A 546-nucleotide genomic window follows, 5' to 3' on the forward strand; every position below is an offset into this window, starting at 1 on the left:
GGTTCGCCTGGCCCAAGGACGTGAACGGCTCGCTGACCCTCACAAGGCCGCAGCTCGACGCCCTCGTACTTGGGCTGCCGTGGCAGCGCCTCGGCGAGGCCGGGATCATCACGGTGCTGTAGCGCGCATCAATTGCGGTAGATGCCGATGGCGCGTGGCCACGAGCATCGGCACGATCACCCCTCGTGATCGCCGACGACCCACTCGACACCCTCGATCCCGAGCAGCTGCGCGAGGCACTGCGAGCGGTGCGCGCCGAGATGGCGCTCACGAACGAGCTGCTCGTGCGGCGCGAGCGTGAAGTGGCCTTCAAGCAGACCATCATCGACAAGCTCACGCACGAGAACGCCGTACTCAAGCGGTTGAAGTTCGCCGCAAAGAGCGAGGCGTACACCGCCGAGCAGAAGAGCCTGCTGGAAGAGACGCTGGACATGGATCTGGCAGCGGTGGCCGCCGAGATCGAAGCGCTGCAGCCCAGGCCCGAGCCCGCCGACGAGAAGAAACCGCCCAAGCGAGCGCCGCTGCCGCCACATCTGCCGCGTCGCG

The 546-nt window shown here is 67.2% G+C and carries 1 protein-coding gene; it reads left to right on the forward strand.

What is annotated here, in order from left to right; all coding sequences use genetic code 11:
* Nucleotides 1–185 precede the first annotated feature (185 nt).
* On the forward strand, nt 186–546 hold a 361-nt coding region (locus E8D38_RS28070; protein WP_219851898.1), incomplete at its 3' end, for an IS66 family transposase.

The organism is Methylibium rhizosphaerae, assembly GCF_006386545.1.
Classification (GTDB): Bacteria; Pseudomonadota; Gammaproteobacteria; order Burkholderiales; family Burkholderiaceae_C; genus Pseudorivibacter; species Pseudorivibacter rhizosphaerae.